This is a genomic window from Mesorhizobium sp. WSM3864 (genome assembly GCF_002294955.1).
Lineage (GTDB): Bacteria > Pseudomonadota > Alphaproteobacteria > Rhizobiales > Rhizobiaceae > Mesorhizobium.
Genome location: NZ_NSGD01000005.1, coordinates 17,470 through 40,547, shown reverse-complemented (window position 1 = coordinate 40,547; position 23,078 = coordinate 17,470). Strand labels below are relative to the sequence as shown.

General features: G+C 64.9%; 19 protein-coding genes. 10 read left to right on the top strand and 9 right to left on the bottom strand.

All coding sequences use genetic code 11. From position 1 onward, the window contains the following. The first annotated feature begins 175 nt into the window (after positions 1 to 175). The 3 genes from rpe (at position 176) to CK215_RS12975 (ending at position 3,446) form a co-directional block, all read left to right on the top strand. A complete protein-coding gene (gene rpe, locus CK215_RS12985) occupies positions 176 to 853 on the top strand; it encodes a ribulose-phosphate 3-epimerase (protein WP_066996092.1) in 678 nt (225 codons plus the stop codon). A gap of 261 nt (positions 854 to 1,114) precedes the next feature. Then, entirely contained in the window at positions 1,115 to 1,858 is a 744-nt protein-coding gene (locus CK215_RS12980; RefSeq protein ID WP_095831154.1) for a GntR family transcriptional regulator, read from the top strand. A gap of 61 nt (positions 1,859 to 1,919) precedes the next feature. Beyond that, positions 1,920 to 3,446 carry a malonyl-CoA synthase gene (locus tag CK215_RS12975; protein WP_095831153.1) on the top strand — a complete coding sequence of 509 codons (1,527 nt, stop codon included), beginning with the start codon at positions 1,920 to 1,922 and terminating at the stop codon, positions 3,444 to 3,446. A gap of 192 nt (positions 3,447 to 3,638) precedes the next feature. Here CK215_RS12975 and nagA read toward each other — a convergent pair whose 3' ends face one another. The 4 genes from nagA to CK215_RS12955 are packed head-to-tail and all read right to left on the bottom strand — an operon-like array spanning position 3,639 to position 7,528. After that, positions 3,639 to 4,799: an N-acetylglucosamine-6-phosphate deacetylase gene (gene nagA, locus CK215_RS12970; protein WP_095831152.1), complete on the bottom strand. Its 1,161-nt coding sequence runs from the start codon at positions 4,797 to 4,799 to the stop codon at positions 3,639 to 3,641. After that, positions 4,796 to 5,827 carry an SIS domain-containing protein gene (locus CK215_RS12965; RefSeq protein WP_095831151.1) on the bottom strand — a complete coding sequence of 344 codons (1,032 nt, stop codon included), beginning with the start codon at positions 5,825 to 5,827 and terminating at the stop codon, positions 4,796 to 4,798. The genes nagA and CK215_RS12965 overlap by 4 nt, the downstream gene beginning before the upstream one ends. Then, a complete protein-coding gene (locus CK215_RS12960; RefSeq protein WP_067324046.1) occupies positions 5,824 to 6,603 on the bottom strand; it encodes a GntR family transcriptional regulator in 780 nt (259 codons plus the stop codon). Before CK215_RS12960 ends, CK215_RS12965 begins: the two co-directional genes overlap by 4 nt. Before the next feature lie 43 nt (positions 6,604 to 6,646). After that, on the bottom strand, positions 6,647 to 7,528 hold the full coding sequence (locus CK215_RS12955; RefSeq protein WP_095831150.1) for an N-acetylglucosamine kinase: 882 nt from the start codon (positions 7,526 to 7,528) through the stop codon (positions 6,647 to 6,649). 200 nt (positions 7,529 to 7,728) lie between these two features. On the opposite strand from CK215_RS12955, the gene CK215_RS12950 reads away from it, so the two are divergent. From CK215_RS12950 to CK215_RS12925, 6 genes are all read left to right on the top strand, one after another. Continuing rightward, entirely contained in the window at positions 7,729 to 8,637 is a 909-nt protein-coding gene (locus CK215_RS12950) for an N-acetylmuramic acid 6-phosphate etherase (RefSeq protein ID WP_095831149.1), read from the top strand. 52 nt (positions 8,638 to 8,689) lie between these two features. After that, positions 8,690 to 9,949, top strand: coding sequence for an ABC transporter substrate-binding protein (locus CK215_RS12945; protein WP_067324040.1), 1,260 nt, complete (start codon positions 8,690 to 8,692; stop codon positions 9,947 to 9,949). Positions 9,950 to 10,177: 228 nt separating this feature from the next. Beyond that, a complete protein-coding gene (locus CK215_RS12940; protein ID WP_066996121.1) occupies positions 10,178 to 11,107 on the top strand; it encodes a sugar ABC transporter permease in 930 nt (309 codons plus the stop codon). 8 nt (positions 11,108 to 11,115) lie between these two features. Beyond that, positions 11,116 to 11,955, top strand: coding sequence for a carbohydrate ABC transporter permease (locus CK215_RS12935; protein ID WP_066996124.1), 840 nt, complete (start codon positions 11,116 to 11,118; stop codon positions 11,953 to 11,955). Next, positions 11,952 to 13,013 carry a Gfo/Idh/MocA family oxidoreductase gene (locus CK215_RS12930; RefSeq protein ID WP_095831148.1) on the top strand — a complete coding sequence of 354 codons (1,062 nt, stop codon included), beginning with the start codon at positions 11,952 to 11,954 and terminating at the stop codon, positions 13,011 to 13,013. Before CK215_RS12935 ends, CK215_RS12930 begins: the two co-directional genes overlap by 4 nt. Positions 13,014 to 13,028: 15 nt before the next feature. Then, a complete protein-coding gene (locus tag CK215_RS12925; protein ID WP_066996130.1) occupies positions 13,029 to 14,027 on the top strand; it encodes an ABC transporter ATP-binding protein in 999 nt (332 codons plus the stop codon). Between the two features lie 181 nt (positions 14,028 to 14,208). Here CK215_RS12925 and CK215_RS12920 read toward each other — a convergent pair whose 3' ends face one another. From CK215_RS12920 to CK215_RS12900, 5 genes are all read right to left on the bottom strand, one after another. After that, complete coding sequence (locus tag CK215_RS12920; RefSeq protein WP_095831147.1) at positions 14,209 to 15,054, bottom strand: fumarylacetoacetate hydrolase family protein; 846 nt, start codon at positions 15,052 to 15,054, stop codon at positions 14,209 to 14,211. A 239-nt stretch (positions 15,055 to 15,293) separates the two neighbouring features. After that, positions 15,294 to 16,025, bottom strand: a complete 732-nt coding sequence (locus CK215_RS12915; RefSeq protein ID WP_095831146.1) for an SDR family oxidoreductase — start codon at positions 16,023 to 16,025, stop codon at positions 15,294 to 15,296. A gap of 200 nt (positions 16,026 to 16,225) precedes the next feature. Then, the gene (locus CK215_RS12910) at positions 16,226 to 18,601 is read right to left on the bottom strand and encodes an aldehyde dehydrogenase family protein (protein ID WP_095831145.1); all 2,376 of its coding nucleotides are present in this window, start codon (positions 18,599 to 18,601) and stop codon (positions 16,226 to 16,228) included. 166 nt (positions 18,602 to 18,767) lie between these two features. After that, on the bottom strand, positions 18,768 to 19,817 hold the full coding sequence (gene deoC, locus CK215_RS12905) for a deoxyribose-phosphate aldolase (protein ID WP_095831320.1): 1,050 nt from the start codon (positions 19,815 to 19,817) through the stop codon (positions 18,768 to 18,770). 140 nt (positions 19,818 to 19,957) lie between these two features. Continuing rightward, positions 19,958 to 20,785 carry a ferredoxin--NADP reductase gene (locus CK215_RS12900; protein WP_095831319.1) on the bottom strand — a complete coding sequence of 276 codons (828 nt, stop codon included), beginning with the start codon at positions 20,783 to 20,785 and terminating at the stop codon, positions 19,958 to 19,960. Between the two features lie 220 nt (positions 20,786 to 21,005). On the opposite strand from CK215_RS12900, the gene CK215_RS12895 reads away from it, so the two are divergent. Next, the gene (locus CK215_RS12895) at positions 21,006 to 23,078 is read left to right on the top strand and encodes a hydantoinase/oxoprolinase family protein (protein WP_095776939.1); all 2,073 of its coding nucleotides are present in this window, start codon (positions 21,006 to 21,008) and stop codon (positions 23,076 to 23,078) included.

Below are 23,078 nucleotides of genomic sequence, written 5' to 3'. Positions count from 1 at the left end.
GAACCCGCCGGAAAAATCCAGCGGGTTCTCTCCTTCCCGCATCGCAGCTCGCGTTTTGCGTGCCCGTCGAGCGAAGCGGAAAACACGCTTCCCCTTGGCCGGACGATGGTCTAGGCAGACCCGCGTGCCAGCGCGCAGCACAGCGCGCCGATGAGGATGCCGGGAGAAGCCTTTCATGAGCAAGAAGACCCTGATCGCACCATCGGTGCTGGCGTCGGATTTCTCGAAGCTCGGCGATGAGGTCGAAGCGGTCGCGGCGGCCGGAGCCGATTGGATCCATCTCGACGTGATGGACGGCCATTTCGTGCCCAACATCACTTTCGGCCCACCGGTGATCAAGGCGATCCGCAACCGGACAAAAACCTTCTTCGACTGCCATCTCATGATCGCGCCTGCCGACCCCTACCTGGCGGCCTTTGCCGAGGCCGGCTGCGACGGCATAACGGTCCATGCCGAGGCCGGCCCGCATCTCGACCGTTCGCTGCAGACCATCAAAGGTCTCGGCAAGAAGGCCGGTGTCTCGCTCAACCCGGCGACGCCGGAAACGGCGATCGAATATGTGCTCGACCGGCTCGACCTCATCCTGATCATGACCGTCAATCCCGGCTTCGGCGGCCAGGCTTTCATCCCGGCGATCGTCGACAAGGTGCGAAAGGTCAAGGCGCTGATCGGCGAGCGCCCGATCCGCATCGAGATCGACGGCGGCATCTCGCCGGAAACGGCGCCGCTGGTGACGGCCGCCGGCGCCGGCGTGCTGGTGGCCGGCGCGGCCATTTTCAAAGGCGGCACAGTGGAAACCTATCGGGCAAATATCGAAGCGATCCGCTCAGCCGCCGACAAGGCCGCCCGTTAAAGACGTCGACAGTGCGTTCCTAGCAAAGCCGCCTCGCTAACTAAGGGCTGTTCAGTATACCGAGTTATGTCAAGTCTCCCACTGACGTCAGCCTTTTTTCAAGTGGATTTTACTTTATTCGATAATTGACCCCGCCTTGTCTTAAAGTACGAATATCGCCATCATACGTTTTTAGGCGGCAGTGCTCGGCTGCAAGATACATCGTATGAAATTGCTTGGCCGAGGGACCCTGCAAAACAGGGGCCGGCAACAGGAGTCAAATTGCCATACGGGAACGCCGATACGGGCGAAGGCAAGGGTGCCAAGAGCACGCTGGCCAGTTCGGTCTACCATCAGCTCCGCGAGGACTTGCTGCGGGGAGCTTTGGAAGCCGAGGGCAAGCTGCGCGTCGAATGGGTCGTTTCCCGGTATGGCGCCGGCGCCTCGCCGGTGCGCGAGGCGCTGAACCGCCTGGCCGCCGAGGGATTGCTCGGCCGCCACGACCAGCGCGGCTTCTTCGTGATGCCGGTCAACGCGGCCGAGCTGGAGGAGCTCACCCGCACGCGGTGCTGGCTGGAAGAACGCGCATTGCGCGAATCCATTGCGCACCGCACGGCGGAATGGGAAGAACAGCTGGTGCTCGCGCTGCATCGCCTGGCGCGCGCCGAACGCCGCCGGCCCAACGACCCGGCAACCAACAATCCGGAATGGGAGAAGCTGCACCGCGCCTTTCATCGCGCGCTGATCTGCGCCTGCCGCTCGCATTGGCTGATCGGCTTTTGCGACCAGCTTTCCGACCAGGCCTCCCGCTACCGGCTGATCTCGCAGCGCGGCCCCGGCTCCGAACGCGACGACTTCGGCGAGCACCGCACGATTGCCGAGCGGACCATGGACGGCGACGCCGACGGCGCGGTCGAGGCCTTGCTCAGTCACTACCGCCTGACGGCGGAGATGTGCATGGCGCAGCTCAGCCCAGGCGACGGTCCGCGGGCTCGCGCAGGCAAGGCCGCGCGCGGCCGCAAATAGCTGCCCATCGCTGACAAATCTGATATTCGCTCTGGCCGAGCTTTCGACGCCAGGGGACGACATGACCAATCACCTGTTCGACGCGTTTCGCGCCAGCATGCCGGCGCCTGGCCAAGTGCTGATGGAGACGGATGACGGGCGTTCGATTTCCTATGCCGACATGCTGGCGCGGTCCGCGCAGTTTGCGCACGCGCTGGTCGCCGCTGGTTTGTTGCCCGGCGATCGCGTCGCGGTGCAGGCGGAGAAGACCCCTGAAGCCTTGCTCCTCTATCTCGCCTGTCTGCGCGCCGGCGCCGTCTTCCTGCCGCTCAACACCGCCTATACGCTGCCGGAGCTCGACTATTTCTTCCGCGACGCGGAGCCGCGGCTGGTCGTGTGCGATCCGGAAAAGGTAAAGGATGTGCAACCGCTTGCCGCATCGGCGGCGGCGGCGACGCTGACGCTAGGCCGCGACGGACAGGGCACGCTTGCGGACCGTGCGGCGCTGCAGCCGGCGGATTTTGCGGATCTGGAGCGCGGCCCCGACGATCTTGCCGCCATCCTTTACACGTCTGGCACGACGGGCCGCTCCAAGGGCGCCATGCTCAGCCACGAGAACCTCGCCTCCAACGCGCGCGTGCTTGTGGATTACTGGCGCTTCAGCGGCGATGATGTGCTCATCCACGCGCTGCCGATCTTCCACACGCACGGCCTGTTCGTCGCGACCAACGTCATCCTGATGGCCGGCGCAAAAATGCTGTTCGAGCGGAAGTTCGACCCGGCCCGTGTGATTTCGCTTCTGCCGCGCGCGACCGCGCTGATGGGCGTGCCGACCTTCTATGTGCGGCTCCTGCAGCAGCAGGGCCTGACGAAGGATGCGGCCAGCCGCATGCGGCTGTTCATCTCCGGTTCGGCGCCGTTGCTTAGCGAGACGCATAATGCCTGGCGCGAGCGCACCGGCCACGCCATCCTCGAACGCTACGGCATGACCGAAACCAACATGAACACCTCCAACCCCTATGACGGCGAACGGCGCGCGGGCACGGTCGGCTTTCCGCTGCCGGGTGTCTCGCTGCGTGTCGCCGACCCCGAAAGCGGCAAGCCGCTAGCCCAGGGCGAGATCGGCATGATCGAGGTGAAGGGCCCGAACGTCTTTGCCGGCTATTGGCGGATGCCAGAGAAAACCAAGGCCGAATTCCGCGACGACGGCTTCTTCATCACCGGCGACCTCGGCCTGATCGATACCGGCGGCTATGTCCACATCGTCGGCCGCGGCAAGGACCTGATCATCTCGGGCGGCTACAACGTCTATCCTAAGGAAATCGAGAGCGAGATCGACGCGCTTGCCGGCGTTGCCGAAAGCGCGGTGATCGGGGTTGAGCATCCCGACTTCGGCGAAGGCGTCACGGCCGTCGTGGTGCGCAAGCCGGGCTCGGCAATGAGCGCAGCCGATATCGCCGACGCCATCGCCGGGCGGCTGGCCAAATACAAGCATCCAAAGCAGGTGATCTTCGTCGACGAATTGCCGCGCAACACGATGGGCAAGGTGCAGAAGAACGTTTTGCGCGAGGCGTTTAAGGATATCTACCAATCCAGGCCGCAGAGCTAGGACCAGTGCAAACGCCCGGTAGCTTCGTCATTTTGGGGCGGAGCAAGGAGCGAAGCGACGCGCACAGACCCTAGGATCCATGCCTTAACGCCCAACGTTGCAACGATTACAGAATTCTGCACCGTTGCGCCCCACGGCAGAGGTCACGGCATGGATCCTCGGGTCAAGCCCGAGGATGACGAAGGAAGAGGCCTACGCCGCAAACACCTTCTCGCCGCCGATCCAGACATTCTTGACGTCCAGGTCTTCCGACAGCCCGACGATGTCTGCTGCGGTGCCGTTGGCGAAGCGGCCGAGGCGATGCGCCTGGCCGATCGCTTCGGCGGGATAGAGCGAGGCCATGCGGAGCGCCTCGTCGAGATCGAGCCCGACCACGCGATGGACAAAGCGCACGGCGGAAATCATGTCGAGATCGGCGCCGGCCAGCGTGCCGTCGGCAAGCCTGAGACTCCCGTCCTTGCGGTAGATGGTACGGCCGTTGAGGGTGAAGGATATCATGTCGGTGCCGATCGTCGCCATGGCGTCGGTGACCAAAAGGATCTTGCCCGGTCCTTTCTTGGCATTGAGTGCAAGCGCCATGGTGCCGGGATGGACATGGATTCCGTCCGCGATGATGCCAGCGTAGAAGCTGCCGGTGTCGATCGCCGCTCCGGCCAGTCCCGGCTCGCGATTGCCGATCTGGCTCATGGCGTTGAAGAGGTGGGTGACGACCGTGGCGCCGGCCTCGGCGAAGGCCGTTGCCGTGGCATAGCCGGTGTCGGAGTGGCCGAGGCTGACAACGATGTCGGCCGCGGCCAGCGCCGTGACCCGGGCCGGCTCGACCGATTCCGGCGCGACCGTGGTGAGCAGCACCGGCAGGCCCTGACGCGCCGCGACCAGCGCAGCCTGGTCGGCGTCCGTCATTGGCCGGATGAGAGCCGGATCATGCGCACCCTTGCGCGCGACGGACAGATGCGGGCCTTCGAGATGCAGCCCAAGAAAACCCGGCACTTTCTTCCGGGCGGCCTCGGCGCCGGCGGCGACCGCCGCGGCGGTGATCGCCGGCGTGTCGGTGATCAGCGTCGGCAAGAGCGCCGTGGTGCCGAAGGGCGCGTGCGCCCGGCAGATGGTCTCGATCGAGGCGACATCGGGATGGTCGTTGAGCATGACGCCGCCACCGCCATTGACTTGGATGTCGACGAAGCCGGGAACCAAGAGGCCGCCACCGGTCTCGACACGGGAGACGCCTGACGGCACGGCGCCGGTGGGCAGAATGGCTTCGACCATGCCGTCCTTGACGACGAGGGCCGTATCGTCGTGCCAGTCGGCGCCGTCGAAGATGCGAGCGCCGGTGAGGACGAAACGGTCGCTCATACGGTTTCCGTCACCTTGCGCAAATTGCGTGGCGCATCCGGATCGAGGCCGCGATGGCGAGCGAAGGCCTCTACGAAGCCATAGAAGGACACGATCAGCGGCAGCGGATCGGTTAACGGATGGCCGGTTGCGACATACGGCAGCAGCCTGGCTGCCTTCGCCTTGTCGGAGGTGACGAAAGCGGCCGCGCCTTTGGCCGTCAAGCTGTCGGCCGCCTCGGCCACCGAAGGCTCCGACGCGTCCCGGGCAGCAAGCGCCAGGACCGGGAAGCCCGGCCCGACCAGCGCCAGCGGCCCATGCATGACCTCCGCGGCGCTATAGGCCTCGGCATGCATGGCGCAGGTTTCCTTGAATTTTAGCGCCGCCTCGCTGGCGATCGCGAAGGATGGGCCGCGGCCGAGGATGAACAGCGAGCGCGGCGTTTCGAGCGCGGCGGCGAGCGCCATCCAGTCGCAGGCGATCGCCTTGTCGAAATGCTCCGGCAGGCGGGCGAGCGCAGCAAGCAGCGCCTCATCGCCAGTGCTGTGCGCCATCAGCGCCAGGGCGGCGACGGCCGAATTGACGAAGGTCTTGGTGGCCGCGACGCTGCGCTCCGGGCCGGCGAGAATGTCGATGGCGTAATCCGAGGCGCGCGCCAGTGGCGAGTCGGCGGTGTTGGTGATGGCGACGGTGAGCGCGCCGCCGGCTCTCGCGGTTTCGGCCATGGCGACGATGTCGGGACTCTTGCCCGACTGCGAGATCGCCAGGCAAGCCGAGCCGCGCAGCCTCAGCTTCGCGCCATAGATGGAAGCGATCGACGGGCCGACGGAAGCGACGGCGAGGCCGGCCGTCAGCTCCACGGCATATTTCATGAAGGTGGCGGCATGGTCGGACGAGCCGCGCGCCACGGTGACGACGAAATGCGGATCGCGCTCGCGAAGGCCGCGGCCGGCCTCGGCCAGCACCTTGGCCGAGCCCTCCAGCAGGCGGGCGGTGGCCTGCGGGATCTCCTCGATCTCGCGCCGCATGTGGGTGGCGGTTGCGCTCATGGCCGGCTCTCCTCTCCCGGCCCGGTCAGCCGGAGTTCCGCGACGAAGTCATAGGCGTCGCCCCTGTAGATCGAGCGTGTGAACTCGATCACCTTGCCGCTCGCCAGATACGAAATACGTTCGATGTGCAGGCCGGCAACCCCCGGCGGCACTTCGAGAAGGCGCGCGTCGCCGTCGCCGAGATTGGCGGCCGAAATGCGCTGCACGGCCCGCACCGGGCGGTTGCCGGTCAGTTCCAGCGCCGCGTAGAGCGAGGAGCCGATCGCTTCGGGGTCGGGAAGCACGCTCGCCGAAATCGCGGCGCGCTCGATCGCCAGCGGCGTGTCGTTGGCGATGCGCAGGCGCGCCACGCGCGCCACCAGCTCGCTCGAGGACAGGCCGAGCACCATCATCTCGTCCGGCGAGGGCGCATAGAGCCCGCGATCGAGCCAGGCCGAGCGCACGACCATGCCGCGGCGCGCCATATCCTCGGTGAAGGAGGTGAGCCGCGACAGCGACTGTTCGACACGTTCCATGCGCGGGGCGACAAAGGTGCCGGAGCCATGGCGCTGGACGAGGATGCCGCCTTTGACCAGATCCTGCACGGCCTTGCGCACAGTGACGCGCGAAATGTCGGCCTTGCTGGCTATATCGCGCTCCGACGGCAGCGCGTCACCCGGCCCGATCAGGCCGCGATTGACCGCTTCCTCGATGCTTTTTCTCAGCTGCAGGTAAAGCGGCGCGCCGCTTTGCGAGGATTCTTTCAGCATAGCGAAAATCTGGTCGGCGGCGCTCATCGCGGCGCCTCCGGCAGCATGGCGAAGATCCGGTCGACGGCGCTCATCGGGCGCCTCCGGATTTGCCGGCGAAGATGCGCGCGGCCATCTGCACCGCGCCGCCGAGCGCGTCGTCAAGCGGGGCCTTCAGCAGCGCCTGATAGCGCGCCGACAGCCGCGGCGCGTAGAGCGGCGCCAGGCCGCCGAGCAGGCATAGCGGCGCGTCGTCGGCGAGTTCGAGCGCGCCGAGCGAAGCCTCGACATCGGCAACCGCCTTATCGAGGATCCAATTGGCGACGAGATCGCCCTTTTCGGCATGCTCGAAGACTTTTGGCGCGAAACCGCCGAAGTCGCCGGGCTTGGCGTTGGTGGTGAACTCGACCACGTCCTCGGGATTGTTGCGGAAGACGGCAAGCATGGCATCCGTCAGCGGCGAGCCGAGGCGGATGCCGTCATAGGCAAGGAGCGTCTGCTCGAGCAGGTCGCGGCCGATACGGGCGCCGCTGCCCTGGTCGCCGACCTGGAAACCCCAGCCGCCGATGGCGCGCGACTTGCCCGCTTTGCGCGCCATATAGGCGGTGCCGGTGCCCAGGATCGCCATGGCGCCGTCGCCGGAGCCGACGGCGCCTTCGAGCGCGATCTCGGCATCGGTCTCGACGCGGCTTTTGCTGAACGGCAGGATTGCTTCCAGCTGCTGCCTGTAGGTGCCGACATTGGCTCCGGCGAGGCCGAGAATGGCAGGCGTCTCAGGGATCATCTGCGGATCTTCACCGGCGGCCACGAAAGCCTGCCTTGCCGCCTCGACGATGTTGGCGCGCGCACCGGTAAGGTCGGTGCGGATATTGGCCGCGCCGCTCTTGGCGCGGCCAACGACAGCGCCGTCGGCGGTCGCAAGGGCCGCCCTGCAGCTTGTGCCGCCGCCATCGATGCCAAGCACGAATTTCACACGATTTTCTCCTCGTCGCGAATAATACCAATAAAATACCAATAGCCAAGCGTTAATTTCGGCTCAAAAAAGATTAAGGCGTATTTGATTGAAAGGACATGGAAATTCGTCCCCGACGCGCTCCGGAGCATGAAAACGCGATGAGAGATGTGGACAAGTGGTATTTTTTTGGTATTGTTCGATCAGTTGGAGGAAAGCGGATGGTCGAGACGCGCACGGAAGCGCTTCATCAGAACGCCGCGGGGCTGGATGTCCAGACCCCGGCTGCCATCCTTTCGTTCCTCGCCAATGCGCAGATCGAGGCCGCCCGGGCCGTGCACGGCGCCATTCCGGCTATTGCCGAGGCCGCCGAACTTGTCGCCAGACAATTGAAGGGTGGAGGCAGGCTCGCCTACGCGGCAGCCGGCAGTTCCGGCCTCATGGCTGTCGCCGATGCGCTGGAACTTCCCGGCACATTCGGTATCGCGCGTGACCGCATCGCCATCCTGATCGCCGGCGGCGACGAGGCGTTCCACACGCTTGCCGGCGGACCGGAAGACGATACCGAGGAAGCCGCGGCAGCCGTGGCGAATGCCAATATCGGCAAGGGCGACTGCCTGATCGCCATCTCGGCCAGTGGCTCGACGCCCTATGCCGTCCAGGCGATCGGCGATGCGCGGCGCCGGGGCGCGGCGACGATCGCGATCGCCAACAACAAGGGCGCGACGCTGTTCGGCGAGGCCGACGTCGCCATCCTGCTCGAGACGCCGCCGGAGCTGATCGCCGGCTCGACGCGCATGGGCGCGGGTACAGCCCAGAAGATCGCGCTCAACATGTTGTCGACGCTCGCTGCCGTCCATCTCGGCCATGTGCATGACGGCTACATGGTCAACCTCGCCGCCGACAACATCAAGCTGCGCGACCGCGCGGTGCGCATGGTGGCCGCCATCGGCGGACGCAGCCGCGAAGACGCGGCGCGCCTGCTCGAAGAGAGCGGCGGCCGCGTCAAGACTGCCATTCTGCTCGCCGCGGGTGCTGCCAATGCCGATGCGGCCGAGAAGATACTGGAAAAAACCGGCCAGAAGCTCAGGCCGGCGCTTTCCGCGATCGAGGGGAGCAGGGGGCGCTAGCCGCTGTTCTCATCAAAACCGAACCTGAAAAAGGTCAACAGGGAGACTGGACATGACGACCAAACTACTGACGGCACTTCTCATCGGCACGAGCATTCTCGGCACCACCGGGATGGCCCTTGCCGAAGACGTCACGCTCAACATCGAGAGCTGGCGCGGCGACGACCTGACCATCTGGAAGGACAAGCTGATCCCGGCCTTCGAAGCCAAGAACCCTGGCATCAAGGTGGTGTTCGCGCCCTCGGCGCCGACCGAGTATGACGCGGCACTCGGCGCCAAGCTCTCTGCCGGCTCGGCGGGCGACCTGATCACCTGCCGCCCCTTCGACAAGTCGCTTGAGCTGTTCAAGAAGGGCAACCTCGCCGACCTCTCGTCGCTGCCCGGCATGGACAACTTCTCTCCAGTCGCCAAGGCCGCCTGGCAGACCGACGACGGAAAGTCGAGCTTCTGCGTGCCGATGGCTTCGGTCATCCACGGCTTCATCTACAACAAGGACGCCTTCGACAAGCTCGGCCTCAAGGTGCCGACGACCAATGAAGAGTTCTATGCCGTGCTCGACAAGATCAAGGCGGACGGCACCTATATCCCGATGGCGATGGGCACGAAGGACCTTTGGGAAGCCGCGACCATGGGCTACCAGAACATCGGCCCGAACTACTGGAAGGGCGAGGAAGGCCGTCAGGCGCTGATCAAGGGCGAGCAGAAGCTGACCGATCCGCAGTGGGTCGAACCCTACAAGGAACTGGCCAAGTGGAAGCCCTATCTCGGCGACGGTTTCGAGGCGCAGACCTATCCGGACAGCCAGAACCTGTTCACGCTCGGCCGCGCCGCCATCTACCCGGCCGGCTCCTGGGAGATCGGCCTGTTCAACACCCAGGCGCAGTTCAAGATGGGCGCCTTCCCGCCGCCCGTGCAGAAGGCCGGCGACACCTGCTACATCTCCGACCATACCGATATCGGCATGGGCCTGAACGCTGCCTCGAAGCACCCGGAAGAAGCCAAGAAGTTCCTGTCCTGGGTCGCTTCGCCGGACTTCGCCAACATCTACGCCAATGCGTTGCCGGGCTTCTTCAGCCTGAACAACACGCCGGTGAAGATGGAGGACCCGCTGGCGCAGGAATTCGTCTCCTGGCGTGGCAAGTGCAAGTCGACGATCCGCTCGACCTACCAGATCCTGTCGCGCGGCACGCCGAACCTCGAGAACGAGACCTGGGTCGAATCGGCCAACGTGATCAACGGCACCGACACGCCGGAAGCCGCGGCCAAGAAGCTGCAGGACGGCCTCGACAGCTGGTACAAGCCGGCGAAGTAAGGCTTTAGCCATTCGAACCGGCCGGGCGCTGCCCGGCCGGCCTTCGGACAGATCTAGATAGCGATTGTCGGCGCCGCCTCTCGGTCTTACCCTCACCCTTGCGGGAAGACGAAGCCGCACTGTCGCTGGCCTTGTCCCTCGCATCATGGGGACAGTCAGGCCGCCGTGCATCGAGGCATCAGCCAAGCACCATCGACCTGGAACCGAGAGACGGCGGGGACCGAACTCATGGCCGCACAAACACGACCCAAGAAACCGATCCGCTGGCATATCGGCGTCTTCCTGGCGCCGGCGGTGCTCGTCTACACGGCAGTCATGATCCTGCCGCTGTTCGGGACCCTGCAGCTTTCCCTGTTCCGCAACATCAACCAGGCGCAAGTGTTCGTCGGGTTCGACAATTTCCACACGCTGTTCGGCGATCCCAACTGGTCGGTGAATTTCTGGAACGCGCTGCGGAACAATGTCTGGTTCTTCATCATCCACATGCTGGTGCAGAATCCGATCGGCATCCTATTGGCGGCGCTTCTCTCCAGCCCGAGACTGCGGTTTGCCGCCTTCTATCGCACCGCGATCTTCGTGCCGACGATCCTGTCCTTCGTCATCGTCGGCTTTGCCTGGAAGCTGATCCTTTCGCCGATCTGGGGCGTGGCGCCGCATCTGCTCGACTTTGTCGGGCTGAAGAGCCTGTTCACGCCGTGGCTCGGCAAAGAGCAATATGCGCTCACCGCGCTCAGCCTCGTCTCGGTCTGGCAGTTCGTCGGCATCCCGATGATGCTGATCTATGCAGCACTTCTGTCGATCCCCGACGAGGTGATCGAGGCGGCCGAATGCGACGGCGTCACCGGGATGGCGCAGTTCTGGAAGATCAAGCTGCCGCTGATCCTGCCTTCGATCGGCATCATCTCGATCCTGACCTTCGTGGGCAATTTCAACGCCTTCGACCTGATCTACACCGCGCAAGGGGCGCTAGCCGGTCCGAATTATTCGACCGACATCCTCGGCACCTTCCTCTACCGCGCCTTCTTCGGTTTCCAGCTGCAGGTCGGCGATCCCAACATGGGTGCCGCGATCGCCACGATCATGTTCCTGATCATCCTCGCCGGCGTCTGCGTCTACCTGTTCCTCGTCCAGACGCGCCTGCGTCGCTACCAGTTCTGAGGCGCGCCATGAGCACCGCAACACATTCGCTTCCCCGGACCATCGGCGCCCATGCCGTCCTTTTGACCTACACGGTGATCGCGCTGTTCCCGGTGATCCTGGTCATCATGAACTCGTTCAAGTCGCGCGCCGGTATTTTTGGCGCGCCGCTGACGCCGCCGACGCCGAAAACCTTCGACCTGATCGGCTACACCACCGTGTTCGGCCAGGGCGACTTTCTGCATTATTTTCAGAACAGCCTCGTCGTCACGGTCGCCTCGCTGTTCTTCGTGCTTCTGTTCGGCGCCATGGCCGCTTTCGCACTGTCGGAATACCGCTTCCGCGGCAACACGATGATGGGGCTCTATCTCGCGCTCGGCATCATGATCCCGATCCGCCTCGGCACCGTCGCCATCCTGCAGCTGATGGTGGCGAGCGGGCTGGTCAACACGCTGACCGCGCTGATCCTGGTCTACACCGCGCAAGGCTTGCCGCTCGCCATCTTCATCCTGTCGGAGTTCATGAAGCAGGTGTCCGACGACCTGAAGAACGCCGGCAGGATCGACGGGCTGTCGGAGTACACGATCTTCTTCCGGCTGGTGCTGCCGCTGGTGCGCCCGTCGATGGCGACGGTCGCCGTCTTCACCATGATCCCGATCTGGAACGACCTGTGGTTCCCGCTGATCCTGGCGCCGTCGGAAGAGACCAAGACGGTGACGCTCGGCGCGCAGCTCTTCCTCGGCCAGTTCGTCACCAACTGGAACGCGATCCTGGCGGCGCTCTCGCTGGCGATCCTGCCGGTGCTGATCCTCTACGTCATCTTCTCGCGGCAGCTGATCCGCGGCATCACGTCAGGAGCCGTCAAGTGAGTGCAGAACAGCCTCTTCGCGTCGTCGTCGCCGGCCTTGGCAATATGGGCCGTAGCCATGCGCTGGCCTATCACACCAATCCGGGCTTCGAGATCGCCGCGCTCGTCAACCGTTCCGAGGTGCCGCTGCCGGATGGGCTCGCGGGCTATCGCATCAGGCGCTCCTTCGAGGACGTGCTGCGCGACGAGAAACCGGACGTCGCCGCCATCGCTACTTATTCCGACAGCCACGCCGACTATGCGGTGCGGGCGTTCGAGGCCGGCTGCCATGTCTTCGTCGAGAAGCCGCTGGCGACCACGGTGGCGGACGCCAGGCGCGTCGTCGATGCCGCCAAAGCCAACGGCAGGAAGCTGGTGATCGGCTATATCCTGCGCCACCATCCGTCCTGGATGCGGCTGATCGCCGAGGCGCGCAAGCTCGGCGGGCCATACGTATTCCGCATGAACCTCAACCAGCAGTCCTCCGGCCACAGCTGGGAAACGCACAAGCAGTTGATGCAGACCACCCCGCCGATCGTCGATTGCGGCGTGCATTATCTCGACGTGATGCTGCAGATCACCGACGCCAGACCGGTCGAGGTGCGCGGCATGGGCGTGCGGCTCAGCGATGAAGTGGCGCCCTCGATGTATAATTACGGCCACCTGCAGGTGCTGTTCGAAGACGGCTCGGTCGGCTGGTACGAGGCCGGCTGGGGACCGATGGTTTCGGAGACCGCCTTCTTCGTGAAGGACGTGATGTCGCCCAAAGGCTCTGTGTCGATCGTCATGAAGGAGGGCGTTAAGTCCGACGACATCGACACGCACACCAAGACGTCGACCATCCGCCTGCACAGCGCCGCGACCGGGCCGGACGGAAAGTTCATCAAAGAGGACGAACTGCTGTCGATGGAAGGCGAGCCGGGGCACCAGGAACTCTGCGATCTTGAACAAGCCTTCCTGCTCAAGGCCATCCGCGAGGACATCGACCTGACCCGCCACATGGAGGACGCGGTGAAGTCGCTCGCCGTCTGCCTCGCCGCCGACCAGAGCGTGCGCACCGGCGCGCCAATCAAACTCTAGAACAAGGACGAAGCCGTGGGCTCGCTGAACATCGAGAACGTGAAGAAGGCATTCGGGCCGGTCGAGGTGCTGAAGGGCATCGACCTCGAGGTCAATGACGGCGAATTCGTCGTCTTCGTCGGCCCGTCCGGCTGCGGAAAGTCGACGCTGCTGCGCGTGATCGCAGGGCTAGAGGATTCGACCTCCGGGCGCGTGGTGATCGACGGCGACGACGTCTCCGTCACGCCGCCCGCAAAACGCGGCATCGCCATGGTGTTCCAGACCTACGCGCTCTATCCGCATCTGACGGTGAAGAACAATATGGGGCTCGGCCTGAAACAGGCCGGCACGCCTTCGGCCGAGATCGAGCGCCGCATCAAGATCGCTTCCGCGATGCTGTCGCTCGAGCCCTATCTCGAGCGGCGGCCGGCGGAGCTGTCGGGCGGGCAGCGCCAGCGCGTCGCGATCGGCCGCGCCGTGGTGCGCGAACCGAAACTGTTTCTGTTCGACGAGCCGCTGTCCAATCTCGACGCGGCGCTTCGCGTCAACACCAGGCTGGAGATCGCGCAGCTGCACCGGCGGCTAAAGGCAACGATGATCTACGTCACGCACGACCAGGTCGAAGCGATGACGCTGGCCGACAAGATCGTCGTGCTCAATGCCGGCCGCATCGAGCAGATCGGCAGCCCGATGGAGCTCTACAATGCGCCGGCCAATGAATTCGTCGCCGGCTTCATCGGCTCGCCGAAGATGAATTTCATCGACGGCGCCAAGCTTGGCGAGACGGCGAAGACCGTCGGCGTGCGCCCGGAACATCTGACCGTCGATGCAAAATCCGGCGCCTGGAAAGGCACGGTGGTGCATGCCGAGCATCTCGGCGCCGACACCAATCTCTATCTCGACTGCGAGAAGGCCGGGCTGCTCACCGTGCGGATCTTCGGCGTCTACAATGCCGAACCGGGCGCGACGCTCTATGCAACGCCGGATCCGGCGAAGACGTATCGGTTCGGGGCAGATGGAAGGGTGTTGAAGTAGCGCCGGCCTCCCCTTCTCCCCTTGCGGGAGAAGGTGGATCGGGGCGCAGCGCCGAGACGGATGAGGGGTGCTCCAGCGGCGTGCGACGCTTACTTCTGCAACGCAGAGATCGTTCCAACACCCCTCATCCGGCCGCTTCGCGGCCACCTTCTCCCACAAGGGGAGAAGGCGAGGTCTGCGCTTACTCGTCCGCCTTGAAGGTCTGCTTCTGCTGGCCCATGCCCTCGATGCCGAGCTCGACGACGTCGCCGGCCTTCAGGAACACCGGCGGCTTCATGCCCAGCCCGACGCCGGGCGGCGTGCCGGTGGAGATGATGTCGCCGGGATGCAGCGACATGAACTGGCTGAGATAGGAAACCAGATACTTCACGCCGTAGACCATCGTCTTGGTCGAGCCGTTCTGCATGGTCTTGCCGTTGACCGTCAGCCACATTTTGAGGTTCTGCGGGTCGGCGATCTCGTCCGTGGTCACCAGCCAGGGGCCGATCGGGCCAAAAGTGTCGCAGGACTTGCCCTTGGTCCACTGGCCCTGGCGCTCGGCCTGGAAGGCGCGCTCGGAAACGTCGTGCGCGACGCAATAGCCGGCAACATAATCCAGCGCGTCGTCCTCGCTGACATACTTCGCCGTCTTGCCGATGACGACGCCGAGCTCGACTTCCCAGTCGGTCTTGACCGAGCCGCGCGGGATCAGCACGTCGTCGTCCGGCCCGACGATGGCCGAACTCGCCTTCATGAAGATGATCGGCTCCGGCGGCACTGTGGCGCCGGTCTCGGCAGCGTGGTCGGAATAGTTGAGGCCGACGCAGATGAATTTCCCCGTGCCGGCGACGCAGGCGCCGATGCGTGGGCTACCGGAAACAGCCGGCAGCGATTTCGGATCGAGCTTCGACAGCATCTCCAGCGAAGCCGGATGCAGCGCCGTCCCGGCGATGTCGGCGACATAGGCTGAAAGGTCGCGGATCGTGCCATCCTGATCGAGCAGGCCGGGACGCTCGCTTCCCACCTCGCCATAGCGCAGCAACTTCATCTTTTCTCTCCACCTTGCGGCCAAAGACCGATTCGCAAAACTTTCCGCCACGACCTCATGCGAAAATCGGGCGGACCCTAGCCATCAGCCTGGTACCCCGCAAGCGCGCACTCCGCGCAGTCGGTCGGCAGGCTGGATTTTTCAGACTTTTCGATGCTTCCGATGAACGCGTAGACCCGATCCGATCTTCCTGTTCGCCCACTACCACTGCGAACCGCCCCCAATTTTCGAAACGGGCGTCAGATCGACCAGCCGCCATCAATATTGTAGGCCTGCCCCGAAGTGTAGGTGGCGCCCGCCAGATAGACGGCGAGATCGGCGATTTCTTCCGGCGTGCCCAGCCTTCCCATCGGCTGGCGGGCGATGAAGGCGGCGCGCGCCGCCTCATAATCGCCCTGCGCATGCATGCGGTCCTGCAGCGACGGGCTTTCGACCGTGCCCGGACAAATGGCGTTGCAGCGGATGCCCTCAGCCACATAGTCGGCGGCCACCGCCTTGGTGAGGCCGACGACCGCCGCCTTGGTCAGGCCGTAGACGAAACGGTTCGGCACACCCTTCTGCGAACTTGCCAGCGATGCCATGTTGATGATCGAGCCGTCGCCGCGCTCCAGCATGCCGGGCAGCACGGCGCGGATGGTGCGGATCATAGAGCGGACATTGAGATTCAGGGCGAAGTCGAGATCGGCATCCGTCATTTCGAGGATCGACCCCGAATGGACGAAGCCGGCGCAATTGAACAGAACATCGACCGGGCCGATCTCGGCGAAGGCCGATGTGACGGCCGCGTCATCGAGCACGTCGAGCTTGCGGGTTTTTATGCCGGAAGTCTTGCCGAGTTCGGCCAAAAGCTGCTCGTTGATGTCGGTGGCATGAACGGTGGCGCCGGCCTTGGTGAAAGCCAGCGCGCTCGCCCGCCCAATGCCTTGCGCCGCCGCGGTGATGACGACCACTTTGCCTGCCAGATCCGCCATGCTTCCCTCCGGTGTCGCAAGCTTTCTTAGTGGCGGCCAGACGGGATGCAATGTGCCAGGCGAGCCTGACCGCTATTCCGCAGGCCAATTGTTTTTTCTGGTTAAAGAACACATGCCGATGCGTCAAGCCTCGAAGCCTGCGGCAAACGCGCCGAATTTGCGGCGCGAGTGTCGTCAAACCAGACCGGTCTGGAACGCGCCTAGTCGCCGTAAGGCACCCAGACGTTCTTGACCTCGATGGCGCGGCGCAGGACGGCCTCGCCAGCCGCCTCGCTCGATGTCCAGTCGAGGCTGCGGCCATTGCCGGTCCAGACGCGCTTGAGGTTGCCGATGGAATCGGCCTCCGCCTTGGCGCAGGTGTCGGCATCGGCAAACACCCAGAGCCCATCGACGTCGTCGTGCTTGGCCAGAACGCCGCAGAGCTCGGCGCTGCGGCCGGTGACGATATTGATGGCGCCGGCCGGAATGTCGGAATATTCGATGACCTGGTAGAGATCCGTGGCTAAAAGCGGGTGACGCTCGGACGGCACGGCCACCACGGTGTTGCCCATGGCGAGCGCCGGCGCCGCCAGCGAGACGAAGTTGAGGAGCGGCTGATTGTCCGGCGCAACGATGCCGACGACGCCCACGGGCTCGTGCAGCGCAAGCGTCACGGCGCGGGCCGGCGGCTGGTGGACGCGGCCCTCGAACTTGTCGGTGAGGCCGGCATAGAGGAACAGCCGCTCGATGGACTGCTCTACCTCCTCGCGCGCTGCCTTCGCCGTCACGCCGGTGAGTTGGACAAGGCGTGCAGCGAACTCATCAGCACGGCCCGAAAGGTTTTCCGCGAAGTAGTAGAGCACCTGGCTGCGGTTGAAGGCCGTCGCGTCCGGCCAGGCCTTGCAGGCGCGCGCGGCGGCGACCGCGTCGCGGATATCCTTGCGGTTGCCAAGACCGACTTCGCCAGCAAGCTTGCCCTTGGCGGTGGCGACGGCCAGCGCGTAGTTGCCGTCCGGACGCACCTGCTTGCCGCCGATGAACAGCTTTGCCGTGCGGTCGATGGCCATACCGTCAGCCTGCTCGACGACCTGCGCTGAGCCGACTGCGGCCGGCTTGATGGCGGGGCCGACCGGCAGCTTGGCGGCAAGATATTCGAACATGCCTTCGCGTCCGCCTTCGCGACCGAAGCCGCTTTCGCGATAGCCGCCGAAGCCGCAGGCCGCATCGAACATGTTGGTGCCGTTGACCCAGACGACGCCCGCCTTCAATTGCGGCGCGACATGCAAAGCGAGATTGACGTTCTCGCTCCACACCGAAGCGGCGAGACCGTAACGCGTGTTGTTGGCCAGCTCGACCGCCTCCTCGGTGTTGCGGAAGCTCATTGTCGCCAGCACCGGCCCGAACACCTCCTCCTGCGCCAGGATGTTAGCCGGCGAAACAGAGGTGGCGAGCGTCGGCAAGTGATAGTAGCCCGTCGTCGGCAAGGCAGCGTCCGGCTGCCAGCAAGTGGCGCCCTGCCTGGCGCCCTCGGCGATCAGGCCCTTGACGCGGTCGAGCTGCGTGCGGTCGACCAGCGGCCCGATGTCGGTGTTCTTGTCGAGCGGGCTGCCGACCCGCAGGCGGCTCATCCTGACCTTGACCTTGGCGATGAAGGCCTCCGCGATGCCTTCCTGCACCAGGAGCCGCGAGCCGGCGCAGCAGACCTGGCCCTGGTTGAACCAAATGCCGTCGACCAGTCCCTCGACGGCGCTGTCGAGGTCGGCATCCTCGAAAACGACGAAGGCCGATTTGCCGCCGAGCTCCAGCGACAGCTTCTTGCCCGATCCGGCGGTTGCCTTGCGGATGATCTTGCCGACCTCGGAGGAACCGGTGAAGGCGATCTTCTGCACGCCCGGATGGTTGACGATGGCGGCACCCGCCTCCGGTCCGCCCTGAACGATGTTGACGACGCCTTTCGGCACGCCGGCGCGCTCGCAGATCTCGGCGAACAGTATGGCGGTGAGCGGCGTGAATTCGGCCGGCTTCAGCACCACCGTACAGCCGGCCGCGAGCGCGGGCGCGATCTTCCAGGCCAGCATCAGCAGCGGGAAGTTCCACGGAATGACCTGGCCGACGACGCCGACCGGCTTGTGGCCGGGAAAATCCTTCTCGAGCGTCTGCGCCCAGCCGGCATGATGGATGAAGTGGCGGATGGCCAACGGCACGTCGATGTCGCGGCTCTCGCGGATCGGCTTACCGTTGTCGACCGATTCCAACACCGCGAACAGGCGCTGATGGCGCTGCATGGCGCGGCCGATGGCATAGAGCGCTTTCGCTCTGGCGTAGCCCGATGATGCCGACCATTTCGGCAGCGCCTTTGCGGCCGCCGCAACCGCGGCGTCGATGTCGCCGGCGCCGGCATCCGAGATCTTCGCCAGCAGGTTGCCGGAGGACGGCTCGCTGGTATCGAAAGTCTTGCCGCTTGCCGCCGCCTTCCAGGCGCCGTCGATGAACAGCGCCCTGGAGAAATCGCGGCCGGCGAGCCAGGCGTCGGCCTCGTTGCGGGCTTCCGGCGCCGGGCCGTACTCCATGGCGCGATAGCGCTCGAGGATGTTCATGGGGTCGCTCCTTTACCCTTCCCCTTGTGGGGAGGGCCGATCGGCGAAGCCGATCTCGGTGGGGGTGAATGGCTGATGGTCTGGTGCATGGATCAGGCAGATTTGTTTTTCGACCCCCACCCCGCCGCTTCGCGGCGACCCTCCCCGCAAGGGGGAGGGGGGTGGCTCACGCCATCGCGTGGCGATGGTTGGCCGAATAGTGGCCGGTCAAATGATGTTCGAGCTGGCGCTCGATGTCGGTGAGCAGGCTGGAGGCGCCGAAGCGGAACAGCTGCGGCTCGAGCCAGGGCCGGCCAAGCTCTTCCTTCATCAGCACCAGCCAGTCGAGCGAGACCTTCGCGGTGGAAATGCCGCCCGCCGGCTTGAAGCCGATCAGATAGCCGGTCTCCTCGAAATAGGCGCGGATGGCGCGCACCATCGCAAGCCCGACGGGAAGCGTGGCGTTGACGCTTTCCTTGCCGGTCGAGGTTTTTATGAAATCGGCGCCCGCCATCATCGCCACCATCGAGGCCAGCATGACGTTGCGCAGGGTGGCGAGATCGCCCGTGCCTAGGATGACCTTGAGATGGGCTTCGCCGCAGGCGGCGCGCATGGCGACGATCTCGTTGAACAGTTCGCGCCATTTGGCGCCGTAAACCAGCCCGCGCGGGATGACGACGTCGATCTCGTCGGCCCCGTCCTTCACCGAGGCCTCGATCTCCTGCAGGCGGGTCGAGAGCGGCGCAAGGCCGTGCGGGAACGCTGTGGAGACGGCCGCGACATGGATGCCTGTGCCACGCACCGCATCCACGGCCGTGGCCACGAAGGGATGGTAAACACAAATCGCCGCGGGGCGGATCGTTTCGTCGGCGATGCCGAGGCCCTCGACGATATCCCGGCGCAGCGGATTGATCGCTTTGGCGCAGAGCCGGCGCACACGCTCGTCGGTGTCGTTGGAATTCAGCGTGGTCAGGTCCATGCAGGCGATCGCGCGCAGCAGCCAGGCGGCCTGGTTGTCGGCCTTGATCGAGCGCCGCTTGGTGAGGGTCGCGACGCGGCGCTCCAGCGCCGAGCGGTTGACGCTGCGCACGGATTCGAGGAACCCGAGGTCCAGCTTCATGCCAGGATTGCGGACAATGCCGTTCTCCAGCGGCATCGGCGTGTTGGCGGCGGCACGTGCCGGCAGCGGCATGATCTTGGACGCGCCTGCGCCGGCCTCGCGGATGGTGCTGCTCATCTCCTGCCCTTTCATTCAGCGACGTGCACCGAAGATAGCCCGCGAAGTTGTCCTTCACGAGTCCTTCAGTGGCTCATAGCGGAAAAAGGCGGCAAATCCAGTAGGTTTTTGACCGCATGGTCAAAACACTGGGAGACGCCTCAGCCGACGAAGGCGCGCTCGACGACGAAGCTGGCGGGATGGCTGAGCGAGCCCTCCTGGAAGCCGAGGCTTTCGGCGAGCCCCTTGACGTCCTTCAGCATGTGCATCGAGCCGCAGATCATGATGCGGTCGGTCTCCGGATTGAGCTTGTCGATGCCGAGGTCGGAATAAAACTTGCCCGAGCCGATCAGGGCCGTGATCCGGCCCATGCGCGCCGACTCCTCGCGGGTCGTCGAATTGTAGAGCGTGACACGCCCGCCGGTCAGCTCGCCGATCAGCGGATCGGTCTCGAGCGCAGCCACCAGTTCCTGGCCGTAGGTGAGCTCGGCGTTGTCGCGACAGGTGTGGGTGAGGATCACCTGATCGAACTTCTCATAGGTGTCGGGGTCGCGCAGCAGGCTGGCGAAAGGCGCGATGCCGGTGCCGGTCGAGATCATGAACACGCGCTTTGCAGGCGTCAGCGCGTCGAGCACCAGCGTGCCGGTCGACTTCTGGCGCATGATGACGGTGTCGCCGACCTCAATCTTCTGCAACTCGGAGGTCAGAGGACCGTCCGGGACCTTGATCGAGAAGAATTCGAGCTCGTCGTCCCAGGCGGGGCTGGCAACGGAATAGGCGCGGAAGATCGGCTTCTCGGCATTGGGCAGCCCGATCATGACGAACTCGCCGGAGCGGAAGCGCAGCGACTGCGGGCGGGTGATGCGGAACGAGAACAGGCGGTCGGTGTAGTGCTTCACCGATACCACGGTCTCGGCATAGACATTGGCCGGGATCGGGAACTGCAGCGGCTTTGCGCCGGCGAGGTTCAACGCGGATGTCGTGTTCATCAAACCCAACTTTCCGGCGCGGACGCGAGGCGCTGGCGCCAAACTTTCTCGTGCGCGCCCGAACGGTCAGGTTCCGACGTGCTCTCTGCACACTGCCAAGCGGTAAGCTCTTGTGTCCGGAATTTATTAGTATACAAATGATCTTCAGGTCAAGATGGCAGCGTAAAACGGCTTTCCAAACCGAGGCATATCCGTAGTCCTGGCATTTCGGGTTTCGGCAATGAATGAGAAATTTTCGGCGTCGGCGGGAAGCGTGGTTGCCGGCATCGATGTTGGGGGAACCTTCACCGATCTGCTCCTGATCGACGGCAAGGCCGGCGGCAAGGTGCACATCGCCAAGACCCCGACGACGGTAGAAAATCAGGCCTTCGGCGTGGTCGCCGCACTTGGCGCGACCGGCTTTCCGGTTGAGGGCATCGACCTCATCGTGCACGGCACGACGACCACCACAAACGCCGTGCTGGAGCGCCGGCTGGCCAGGACCGGCATGATCACGACGCGCGGCTTCCGCGACGTGATCGAGCTTGGACGGCGCACGCGGCCGCAAGCCTATGGCATGACGGGCACCTTCGTGCCGGTCATTCCGCGCGATCTGCGGCTCGAAGTGTCGGAGCGCGTCGAGGCGTCCGGCGCGGTTCGCCTGCCGCTCGACGCGGCCGAAATGCGCGATGCCGTGAAAAAGCTGCTCGACGCCGGCTGCGAGTCGCTCGTCATCCATTTCCTGCATTCCTACGCCAACCCCTCGCACGAGCGGCGCGCGGCCGAGATCGCGGCGGAGCTCTGGCCGAACGGCCACATCACCACCGGCCATGCGCTGCTTTCGGAGGCGCGCGAATTCGAACGCGGCGTGACGGCGGCGGTCAACGCCTCGGTGCAGCCGATCCTGGAGCGCTATGTCGAACGGCTGCGCAAGGAGCTCGCGGCGAAAGGCTATGCGCGCGACTTCCTGATCATGAACGGCAATGGCGGCATGATCTCGGCCCGCTTCGTCACGCAGGAATCGGCAAAGACCGTCATGTCCGGTCCGGCTTCCGGCGTCATCGCCGCCGCTTACACGGGAAAGCGCGCCGGCTTCGCCAACTTGGTGACCTACGATATGGGCGGCACCTCGACCGACGTGGCGCTGATCCGCAACGCCGAGCCCGCGGTCTCGAACGAGATCGAGATCGAATATGCGATGCCGATCCACGTGCCGATGGTGGCGGTGCACACCGTCGGCGCCGGCGGCGGCTCGATCGCGCGCGTCGACGCCGCCGGCCTGATCCAGATCGGTCCGGAAAGCGCCGGTGCCAATCCCGGCCCGATCTGCTACGGGCGCGGCGGCACGGAACCCACCATCACGGATGCCAATCTGGTGCTCGGGCGGCTGGCGCCGAAGAAGCTGCTTGCGGTCGACAATCCGGTCACTGTCGAGCGCGTCACCGCAATCTTCGAGGACAGAATCGGCAGGCACACGGGCCTTTCCGGCGTCGAGGCGGCCGGTGCCATCTTGAGGCTCGGCAACATGAAGATGGCGGGCGCCATTCGCATGGTATCGGTGTCGCGCGGCCACGACCCGCGCGATTTCGCGCTGTTCGCCTTCGGCGGCGCCGGGCCGCTGCACGCGACGGCGCTGGCCCGAGAACTCGGCCTGCCGAAGGTGGTGGTGCCGGCACGCCCCGGCATTACCAACGCGCTCGGCTGCGTCGTCGCCGACCTCAGGCACGACTTCGTCAATACGGTCAACCAGCCGGTAGCGAGCCTCGACGAAGCAAAGCTTCGCGAGTTGTTGGAACGGCACCGAAACGAAGGCGAGTCGCTGATCGGCAAGGAAGCGGTGAAGCCCGATGCAATCCGCGTCACCCACTCCGCCGACATGCAATTCGTCGGCCAGACGCACATCATCAACGTGCCGCTGCCGTCATCCTCGGTTTCACGGACGACGCTGCAGCAGCTGTTCGAAAAAGCCTATTTCGCGCGTTTCAAGGTCGAACTGCCGGAGATCCGCGCCAATCTCGTCAACCTCAACACCTCGGTGACGGGTGTGCGGCCGCAGATCGACCTGTCTCAGCTGATCGACCCGGCAGGACGCGCGGCGACGCTGGAGGAGGCGCGGCGCGAGATCCGGCCGGTCTGGTACAGCGGGCGCTGGCACGACACGCCGGTCTATGCGCGCGAAAGGCTGCCGCTCGACGCAACAATCGAGGGACCGGCGATCCTCGAGCAGATGGACGCCACCACCGTGCTTGAGCCCGGCGATCATGCGCGTTCGGACGCCGACGGCAACATCATCATCGACATCGGCGAGGCCTGA